Genomic DNA, 10,055 nt, shown 5'->3' with positions numbered 1-10,055 from the left:
TACATTCCTACTTCAGTACATTCTCCCATGAAGTTAGCTCTTAATCCTTCGATTACTCTCTCATCAACACCTTGTGCTACTCCTACTTTATGTTCGTCAGCCCAAGCCATATCTCCTGATTGTTCATTGAATTTATCAGCTCCAACACCACATACTGGACATTTTTCTGGTGCAGATTCCCCTTCATAAACGTATCCACATACTGTACAAATATATTTTTTCATAATAAATTTCCTCCTCTTATTTACACACATTTTATTTATTTCGCTAAGCTTTTATATCTTAGTTTATATTCTTTTTTTGTGTACCTCTTTGGTACATTTATTATTATATAATAATAATTATTAATTGTAAATACCTTTTTTAAATTTTTTTATTTTATATAAAATAACTTCTCTAAGCTTTACATATAAACAAAGTAAACCCCATAAGATATTCTTATGGGATTTTCTAAAGTTAAATTTTATATGGTAAACATGCTAAAATACATTTTTCTATTATACTTTTTTCTTTTACTTCTATAATACTTTTTATAGCATGAAAAAATTCGTACAAATATCCTAAAATAAATAATGGTCCCAATACAATTATCATTTTATTAAATTGTATTGCTTCTAAAATATTTAATCGTGATAAATTAAAAAAAGCCCTACTAAAACCACAGCCTATACATTCTATTCCAAATATATTATTTAGCATACAAAAGCTTCTTCCCTCAACATACTCTAAAGGAACCATATATAAAACTATTATTGCAATTATAAGTATTACTATTTTATATTTGTACCAGTTCTTTATCACCATTCACTTAAAACTTTATCTTCTGAATCTTTAAACTTATCAGTACAGATAAATACTATATCTATAATTTCTAATATTAAAGCTATAATACTTGTTACTCCGCATGTTAAAAATCCACTTAATGTTAAAACTATATATAAGATAGCTTTTCCTATTCTTCCTACATAAAATAAATGTGCTCCAAATCCTCCTAAAAATAATGCTAATAATAACGCTGGCATTTTTTTCTTTCCTGTACTCCCAACTTTCTTAAATTCTATTCCACAATTTAAACAGACTTCTTGATTTGGATTTATTCTTGCTGTGCCACAAGCTTGGCAAAACTTATCACCATTTTCTTTTTTTACCCCACAACTCGTACAAAACTTAGCTTCATCACTACCAAGTTCCGCTCCGCATTCTTTACAATACATATTAAGTCCCCCTTTAATTCAATATTCCTTTATTAAATATATTAAAGAGGGACTTTTTATATTCAGTTTAAATTAAAATATTTTCTTTACTCATCTCTCTAAAAAATTCAATTGTTTCTAACTCATGATTCTCATCCATAAAACCTGGATGTGCACTAGTTTTTATTATTACTGTGTTTCTTTTAGGATTTATATAAATCCATTGACTATAAATACCTATAGCAAGAAATTCTTCTTCATCTCCTTCTGGAATCCACCATTTGTATCCATATCCTAATGCACTATACGAGTCATTATTTGCTCTCGGTCTTAAATGTTTTTCTTCTATATTTATAGTATCCTTTATCCATCTCTTCGGAATTATTTGTTTCCCATTCCATTCCCCATTATTTAAGTATAATCTTGCAAACCTTGCATAATCTCTTAAAGTTATATTTAAACCACCCATAGCTAGTTCTTTATCATTGCTTAATGTCCAGTATGCCTCCTTCTCTACACCAATCTGCTTCCATATCTTCTCTTCTAAGTACTTACTTAAAGTATATCCTGTCGCACTTCTTATAACCTCTCCAATTATTTCTGTATTAATACTTGAATATTTTCTCTTCTTTTCCTCTTCATCTTTAACTTTTAATTTTGAAATATATTTGATTGCCGGTTTTCCAAGTAGCATAGAAATTGACATTTTACTCATATCTGTATCTTCATCAAAATCAATTCCAGAAGACATTTGCAAACAATCTTTTATTGATACATTTCCCACTTCTGTTCCTTTTAATTCTGATACATATTGCCCTACTGAATCCTCTATACTCTCTACTTTCCCTTCAGATACAGCTATTCCTAATAATGCTGAAACAAATGATTTACAGATTGAGTTTGATGCAAGTAATGTATTTTCTGTTGCTCCTAAATAATACTTTTCATGAATAATCTCATCATTTTTTATCATTAATAATCCTGTTGTATTAGTATCCTTAATAAATTGTGCAACTGACTTCTTTTCTTCATTAAATTCAAATAATCTGGGTAACTCTTCTATATTTTTTTTAAACTCAAAAACTCTGGTACCTCTATTAATTTTTTTTGATGGTTGAATCTCATACATTCTTTGAAAACTATCAGCTAGATTTTCCTTTTTAAATGCTTTTAAAGATCTATATAAAAGTTTTGCTTTTTTTATCATTTTACTTCCCCCTTTAATATTAATAGCTATATTTTTTTTGATATTTTTTTAATAAATAGATTGAAAGAATAAGCGCTAACACTTCTGATATAGGAACTGATAGCCATAATCCATTAATTCCCCATATTAATGGTAATAAAAGAATTGCTGCAACTAAGAAAATAAATGTTCTTGAAAATGCTATAATCGCTGAAATCTTACCATTAGATAATGCTGTAAATAACATACTTGCAAAAGTATTAAAGCCTACGAATAATAAAGCTATAGAAAATAATTTATTTCCACCTATTGCAAGGTTATATGATGTTGAACCAACACTCGTAAATGCTGACACTAATATTTCTGAACCTACATTGCTATTGTCCCAATAAACCCTATACTTATCTTTCTAATCTTCTTAAGTTTATAAGTCTCTTGAGCTCCATAGAAATAACTCAATAGAGGTGAAACACCAAACATATATCCCATATATAATGCACTCATAAATCCAAATACATAAAAAGTTATAGTACTTGCTGCAACACCACTTGGACCTGCTATTGCAAGCATTCGATTATTAAACAACATAATAACTACTCCACTTACTAAATTAGATGAAAACTCTGATACTCCATTCGTCATTGTTCTTATAACTACTTTCAAGTTAAAGCTAATTTTTGAAAAATATAATAATTTCTTTTTATTTAAAAAATTTGCCCCTAAAATAATACACGGCACAAGCATTCCTAATCCACTAGCAATTGCAGCCCCTGTCATTCCCATATTTTTTATTAAAATTGCATCAAAAATTATATTTATAACTCCACCTGCCAAAGCACTTACCATTGCAAGTTTTGAATCTCCTGATGCTATAGTGTAAATCTGTAATACAGAAAATAAAACTTGTGCAATTATAAAAAAACTATATGCAAATAAATATTCCCTACATAATTCAGTTACAACAGTATTTGCACCAAAAATACTTACTAGATATTTTGTAAAAAGTAAAAATACTGTACTTAAAACTATTCCGATTCCTGCGACAACTAAAGTTAATGTAGTAAAATCAGATCGTGCTTCTTCCTGCTTTTCTTCTCCCATCTTCTTCATTACAACGGCACTCCCTCCAGATGCAAACATAGCTGCAATTGCAATAAACAAACTAAAATATGGAGAAATTAAAGTTAATGACGACAATGCTTCATCACCTAAAATATTTGAAATAAACATTCCATCAATCATTGAATATGATGACTGAATCAATGTCATTAAAATTGTTGGAATTGTAAAAATTAAAATCCTTTTTAAATTAAGCTCTTTTGTATAAATAGCTGTATTATCCATCTCTTTCCCCTTTACCTAAATAAATTTCATAATATTTCCTATTCAATATAATAAGCATATACTTTACAGTTACTGTATAGTCAATATCTAAATTTTGTTTTATTAAAACTTATCTTTTAAGGTACTATCTTTTTAATATTTCAAAAAGTTAAACAAAAAAAGCTCAGTAGTTTTTCTCTACTAAGCTTCTTTTCAATTTATCTTAAATATTCTTATTCTATTGTGGTAAATATACAGTTATTCTTGTTCCTATTTCTTTTCTACTTAGAACTCCAAAGTACCCTTTGTGATTATCTATAATCCATTTAGCTATTGAAAGTCCAAGTCCTGTTCCACCATCTTTACGCACTCTTGCTGCATCTGCTCTAAAGAATCGTTCAAATATGTGTGGTAAATCTTCTGTTTCCATTCCTATGCCATTATCTTGTACAGAAAAATAAGGTTCTCCTTTTTCATTTAAGCCTGTTCTAAGAACTATTTCTTCATTATCATCTGTATATCTAGCTGCATTTTCAATTAATATTCTAGCAGTTTGCTTTAGAAGCCCTATATCTCCCTTAATGGATATTTCTTCTGATTCTATATATCTATATTCATGCTTTTTATCTATCATTTTAGATTCCTCTAAAACTTCATTCATCATATCATTAAGTGAAACCTCTATAATTGTAAGTCCCATCTTTCCATTAATTCCTCTAGCTAAGAATAATAACTGCTCAACTAAATTTTTCATATTTTCTGACTCACTTTTTATTGCAGTAATAGATTCATCTAATATGCTTTCATCATTTTTTCCCCAACGATCTAACATATTAGCATAACCTTGAATTACAGATATAGGTGTTCTAAGTTCATGAGATGCATCTGAAACAAATCTAGCTTGCTGTCTATATGCTTCTCTCATTCTATCTAAAAGATTGTTTATAGCCTCTTCTAAGCCTTTAAGTTCACTATCTCCTATATAAACTCTCTCATTAGATGTTACTGTTTCTATCTTAGATATAGCTTCCTCTAAACTATGAAATTTTTCCTCATTTATTGCCATTTCACTTAACCTATTTGCAGTTTCTACAATTTCATTAAGTGGCTTTAATACTTTCCTTGCTTTTGCAGTTCCGAATAAAATTTGATGTATTAGATATATTACTTCAACTATACTTATTCCTATTATGATATTCTTCACATTATTTAAAAATAAACTAGCACTCTCTACCATAGTTCTTCCATCAGGCCAAACAACTATATATTTAGCATCTTGTATTGGATAGAAATCAAAACTTCTCTTTGCATTTTGAACTAAGCTCCCATAAAAATCTCGTTCATTTTGAGCACACCATAATACAGTCATAATAACTATCAAACATATATTTAGAAAAAGAAATTTAAAAAATAAATCTCTCACATACATGGAATTAATCTTTATTGCAATAGATGATACATTTTTATGCTTCTTCTTACTCATCTTTAATTACATATCCTACACCACGAACCGTAGTAATTATTTTCTCATTTACTGCATCATCTATTTTAGTTCTTAAATATCTTATATATACATCTATTACATTTGTTTCACCAGCATATTCGTATCCACATACCTTTTCCATAAGCACATCTCTAGTTAAAACTATATTTTTATTTTCTAATAACACTTGAAGTAGGACAAACTCTCTATTAGTTAGTTCAATCTCTTTATTTCCATAAACAACTTTATGTCTTAGCTTATCTAAAGATAATAATCCACATTCTAATTTATCATTATCTTCTTTTTTATCTATAATAACTCTTTTCTTTAATGCTGTCCTTATTCTTGCAAGCAACTCTTCAATTGCAAAAGGTTTAGTTATATAATCATCTGCTCCTGCATCAAGTCCTGAAACTTTATCCATCACTGCATCTCTTGCAGTTAACATTATTACAGGAATATCTGATATTTTTCTAAGCCTTCTCAACACTTCTAATCCATTAAGTTCTGGAAGCATTACATCTAAAATAATTAAATCAACTTCTCCTTTTTCTGCGATTTCAAGTCCAACTCTTCCATTATCAGCTTTTATTATTTTATAGCCTTCATGAGTAAGTTCTAGCTCTAAAAATCTTGCTATATTTTTCTCATCTTCAACAATTAAAATACTTACCATTACTTAAACTCCTTTTTAATTTTTTCTTTTATAATTTTCACATACTTAGTTATCTTCTTAAAAACCTCATTTGTTTGATTAACCTTAGTTTTATCAATATTTTTAGCTTCTATTGAAAACTCTAAATCAAAAAATAATCCAACTATTATAGCTGGAACTAAAATCCAAAATCCAAAGAACAAAAGAACTAAAAGTACTGTTAATGGGACTTTTAATAATACCTTATTTTCTTTTTTTATTTCAAAAAATATATTATTTAAAGTATCTATCCCTCTACATATCGCTTCAAAAAAGCCTGTCGGATTATTCTTTTTTTCTCCCTCTTTATAATTTTCCTCTTTATATAAATCAAGATTTTCCCTAACTATTTCTTCATTAGTATAAAATATATCTATAGTTGGCTTTTTAATTTTCCCTTGCCTTTCTAAAGAAAGTACTGCATCTAATATATCCCAATCATTATTTTCCAAAGCATCTTTTGCTTCTTCATAACTTATATCAGTTTTTTCTCTTAATTTTTCTACTAATTTAAGATTCTCCATAAATAATCCTTTCCCTTATCTTTGCTTACTTTAATACACTCTTCAATTATTAAATTATATCATTTACCCACATATTTCTAAATATAATTAAATACAAAAAAGGTTGTTACACAACCTTAATTTAGTAACAGCCTTTTTTAATCTATATTAACTTTCATAACCAGCTTTAAAGTCTTTTTTTACAGAGTCAGCTGACTTAGAAACTTCTTCAAAAACAGTATTTACTCCATCATAGTTAACCTTTTTTCCTGCAAGAGAGTACTTATACCCACAGAATAATCCTACTATTAATAAAACTACTGTTGGAACTGATAAAAATACTAATAATAAAATCGATATTGTTAATGATATTCTAATTGGCTTCTCATTATTTTTTCTAATTTCAAAATAGTTTTCATTTCCCTTTTTAATAAACTTTCCTAAGAACTTAAACATTCTTCCTACAAGTTCACCTACACCGCCAAACTTCTCTTCTTTCTGTTTCTCTTCTTTTACTTCAATAATTGTAGTTACCTCATTATTTTCAACTTTCCCCTCTCTTTCTAACTTTACGACAGCATCTAAAACGTCCCAGTTACATTCTTCAAGAACTCTTTTTGCATCCTCATAACTAACATTTGTTTTTTTCATTAATAATTCAATTTTTTCTTTATTATCCATTATTATATTACCTCCACAATTTGTTTTTCTCATTCATCATGGTTATATAATACTTTTTCAAAATTAATCTAAAATATAAGAAAGATTAAAATTAGATTAAAAAACAATTTAATAAAATTTAAAGCCGGCATATCTCTATGCCGACCTTCTTAATAATATCCATTTTCACATAATAAATCGTAACAAGCATTTACTTCTTCATCAGTAAATAATGCTCCGTACTTAGGCTTAACTATTACTGCTTCCATAGTTAAATCAAGTCTTTTTACTTTTGCTAACTTTTCAAAACAATCTGAAGTTCTACCTTTTCTTAATATCTCTTGAATAGTTCTAACTGCCCCAAATCTTTCTATAGTCTGAAGAAGACGAGTCATTTTACACTCATAATCTTTTTCTGCCACAGCACAATTCTTTATAATCTCTTCTGTTAATTTTTTTTCTAACATTCTTATTTTTGCTCCTTTTGGTTAAATCTAATATTAATTTTAACAATCTCATTTCTTGATGCAAGTCTTACAGGTGGTCCCCATGTACCAAGTCCTGATGTTACTATAGTTTGTATTCCTGATTTTAATTTTACATAACCATAATGATTTTCAAAATGCATTTTAGTTATTAAATTAAAAGGAAATATCTGTCCTTTATGTGTATGTCCTGAAAGAATCAAATCGACATCTTCTTTGTTATACTCTTTGAATATAGGTTGATGGTCTAAAAGAATTATAGGAATATCTTTTACTCCATCTTTATTCCAATCCTTATGTCTAGTTCCTCCACTAAATCCCATAGGACTTAAATCTCTTCTTCCTCCAATTGCAAACTTTTTATCAAAAGTTACTGTTTCATCTTCTAACAACTTAATGTTTGTACTTTGAACAAAATTTTTCATACCTTCAAAAGTTCTTCCTGCATCATGATTCCCAAAACTTAAATATGTTCCATAAGTACTTTTTATCTTATTAAATATCTCTATAGCTTCATCTTCACCTTGCAGTGCTTTAAAGTTTTCATCAAACAAATCTCCTGCAATAGCTACTACATCTGGTTTCAAACTATTTATCTTTTCTACATTTCTTCTAAATTTTTTATTATCATTAAAATATCCTAAGTGCAAATCACTAATTAAAATAACTTCTAGTTTATCTAAACTGCTCTCTTTATCAATTTGTATATCATAATTAGTTATTTTCACTTTACCAGCATTATATCTTCCATATAAAAATACTATTAGTATAATAATTATCTGAACTACCCCAAAATATTTTTCATGAGTTGTTCCTCCAAGAACAATTTTCCCAATTAAATCTGTAATCAAGATTGTAAAGAAAGCCATCACTGAAAATCCAAAAGAGTATAACCCTATCTTTCCTGTTACTGCCCCTACATTTTTAGATAATAATCCAACTGTTATAACAGCTACTATAGTTCCTATTACTACTAAAATCAATAATATGTATTCTATATTTATATCAAAGGCATTAATTAATGCCCTATTAATTGTATCAGCTATGAAAACATTCATTAGTGCATACAATACTACAAATATAATCATTGCAATATTTTTTAATATTTTCATATCTATTCACTCCTCTCTTTAGTTAATCTCTCATTTTATCATTTGATTTTATTTTTAATATATCATTTTTTATTTAAGTATAATAGCACAAAATCTATTTGATAAATTTTGTGCTATCTTTAAATTTTTATTCTTTAATTTTTCTTTTCTATAAATTTAATTATTTTTGCTGGATTCCCACCTACAACTGCATTATCAGGAACATCTTTCACCACAACAGCTCCTGCTGCAATAACAGCATTGTCACCAATTGTGACACCTGGTGTAATCACTGCACTTCCCCCAATCCAAACATTGTCGCCAATTGTGACAGGTTTTCCAAACTCTACTCCTGATGTTCTTTCAATTGGATCAATAGGATGTGTCGCAGTATAAATACATACTCTTGGTGCAAGCATACAATTCTTACCTATTTTCACTTCACAAACATCTAATATAATACAATCGAAGTTTGCATAGAAGTTTTCTCCAACATAAATATTCGATCCATAATCACATCTAAAAGTTGGTTCTATATAAATATTTTCTCCTGTCGCACCAAAAAGTTCTTTTAATAATTGTCCTCTATAATCCACTTGTTCTTCCGTCGTATTATTAAAAAGTCTTGTTAATTTTCTTGCCTTTAAAAATTCTACCTTTAATTCTGCATCTTGTGGATTATACATTTCTCCAGCTAACATCTTTTCTTTTTCTGTTTTATTACTCATATTCTTCTCTCCTTGTATAAATAAATTCTCACTTCATATTACCATATTATCCCACACATTATCTATTTTTTTATAGCTGTTGCACAAAGCCATGAATTTTCTTTATTGTAATCTACTTTTATTTCTGAAAAACCAGCATTCTTTAATAACTTTTCTAGCTCTTCTGGTGATGGACAATTCATATTTAAATGATTTGCTATAGCTGAACTTTTTTCACTTAAGCTTCCTCCAACCATTTCTAAAACAGTCATGAACTTTCCACCTGTTTTTAAAACTCTAAATACTTCTTTTAAATCTTCTTGTTGATTTGGCCAGAAGTATAAACTTTCAACTGAATATACTGAATCAAATTCTTCATTTGAATAATCTAAATTTGAAACATTACTTACCTTTAAGCTTAATCTTCCATTCTTTATGATTTCTTCATTTTTTTCAGTTGAACATTCTATAGATGTAGGTGAAATATCACATCCACATATTATAGTTTCAGGATGCATTTTTGCAAGACGAGCTATAGCTCCTCCACCTCCACATCCAATATCTAAAACTTTCTTACCAAAGTTTATATGCTCAAATCCCCAACTAGTAAGGTCTCCATGATTTTCATTCATATTACTTAAAATCTGAGTTCCTCCATCTCCCTTTGGAAATGCTGCATTTTTTATAAAATCAAAATCTATTTTTTCTGACATAGTAAACCCTTCCTTTC

Annotated in this window: 14 protein-coding genes; all 14 read right to left on the bottom strand. The window is 28.3% G+C overall.

From position 1 onward, the window contains the following. Positions 1–224 (bottom strand): rubredoxin-like domain-containing protein (locus Q0W06_RS10760; RefSeq protein ID WP_366516770.1); only part of this gene is annotated, 224 nt, incomplete at its 3' end. Positions 225–456: 232 nt separating this feature from the next. Then, positions 457–804 carry a DUF2752 domain-containing protein gene (locus Q0W06_RS10755; protein WP_297635052.1) on the bottom strand — a complete coding sequence of 116 codons (348 nt, stop codon included), beginning with the start codon at positions 802–804 and terminating at the stop codon, positions 457–459. Then, positions 798–1,214: an NINE protein gene (locus Q0W06_RS10750; RefSeq protein WP_297635049.1), complete on the bottom strand. Its 417-nt coding sequence runs from the start codon at positions 1,212–1,214 to the stop codon at positions 798–800. The genes Q0W06_RS10755 and Q0W06_RS10750 overlap by 7 nt, the downstream gene beginning before the upstream one ends. Before the next feature lie 67 nt (positions 1,215–1,281). Further along, on the bottom strand, positions 1,282–2,400 hold the full coding sequence (locus Q0W06_RS10745) for a serine hydrolase (protein ID WP_297635046.1): 1,119 nt from the start codon (positions 2,398–2,400) through the stop codon (positions 1,282–1,284). Between the two features lie 19 nt (positions 2,401–2,419). Next, positions 2,420–2,734 carry a hypothetical protein gene (locus tag Q0W06_RS10740; protein WP_297635043.1) on the bottom strand — a complete coding sequence of 105 codons (315 nt, stop codon included), beginning with the start codon at positions 2,732–2,734 and terminating at the stop codon, positions 2,420–2,422. Positions 2,735–2,748: 14 nt separating this feature from the next. Beyond that, on the bottom strand, positions 2,749–3,723 hold the full coding sequence (locus Q0W06_RS10735) for an MATE family efflux transporter (RefSeq protein WP_297635040.1): 975 nt from the start codon (positions 3,721–3,723) through the stop codon (positions 2,749–2,751). A gap of 217 nt (positions 3,724–3,940) precedes the next feature. Beyond that, positions 3,941–5,185 (bottom strand): HAMP domain-containing sensor histidine kinase, encoded by a 1,245-nt coding sequence (locus tag Q0W06_RS10730; protein WP_297635037.1) that lies wholly within the window; start codon positions 5,183–5,185, stop codon positions 3,941–3,943. Then, a complete protein-coding gene (locus Q0W06_RS10725; RefSeq protein ID WP_297635034.1) occupies positions 5,178–5,861 on the bottom strand; it encodes a response regulator transcription factor in 684 nt (227 codons plus the stop codon). Before Q0W06_RS10725 ends, Q0W06_RS10730 begins: the two co-directional genes overlap by 8 nt. Next, positions 5,861–6,403, bottom strand: coding sequence for a ubiquitin (locus tag Q0W06_RS10720; RefSeq protein ID WP_297635032.1), 543 nt, complete (start codon positions 6,401–6,403; stop codon positions 5,861–5,863). The genes Q0W06_RS10725 and Q0W06_RS10720 overlap by 1 nt, the downstream gene beginning before the upstream one ends. Before the next feature lie 147 nt (positions 6,404–6,550). Then, positions 6,551–7,063 carry a DUF4342 domain-containing protein gene (locus Q0W06_RS10715; protein WP_297635029.1) on the bottom strand — a complete coding sequence of 171 codons (513 nt, stop codon included), beginning with the start codon at positions 7,061–7,063 and terminating at the stop codon, positions 6,551–6,553. Positions 7,064–7,212: 149 nt separating this feature from the next. Next, positions 7,213–7,509 (bottom strand): hypothetical protein, encoded by a 297-nt coding sequence (locus Q0W06_RS10710; RefSeq protein ID WP_297635026.1) that lies wholly within the window; start codon positions 7,507–7,509, stop codon positions 7,213–7,215. Between the two features lie 2 nt (positions 7,510–7,511). Next, complete coding sequence (locus Q0W06_RS10705) at positions 7,512–8,639, bottom strand: metallophosphoesterase (protein ID WP_297635023.1); 1,128 nt, start codon at positions 8,637–8,639, stop codon at positions 7,512–7,514. 134 nt (positions 8,640–8,773) lie between these two features. Continuing rightward, positions 8,774–9,346 carry a maltose acetyltransferase domain-containing protein gene (locus Q0W06_RS10700; protein WP_297635020.1) on the bottom strand — a complete coding sequence of 191 codons (573 nt, stop codon included), beginning with the start codon at positions 9,344–9,346 and terminating at the stop codon, positions 8,774–8,776. A 62-nt stretch (positions 9,347–9,408) separates the two neighbouring features. Then, positions 9,409–10,038 (bottom strand): class I SAM-dependent methyltransferase, encoded by a 630-nt coding sequence (locus tag Q0W06_RS10695; protein WP_297635017.1) that lies wholly within the window; start codon positions 10,036–10,038, stop codon positions 9,409–9,411. Positions 10,039–10,055 lie beyond the last annotated feature (17 nt).

The sequence above is a fragment of the uncultured Clostridium sp. genome (assembly GCF_947072515.1).
Classification (GTDB): Bacteria; Bacillota; Clostridia; order Clostridiales; family Clostridiaceae; genus Clostridium.
This window is presented reverse-complemented; position numbering and strand designations above follow the sequence as displayed.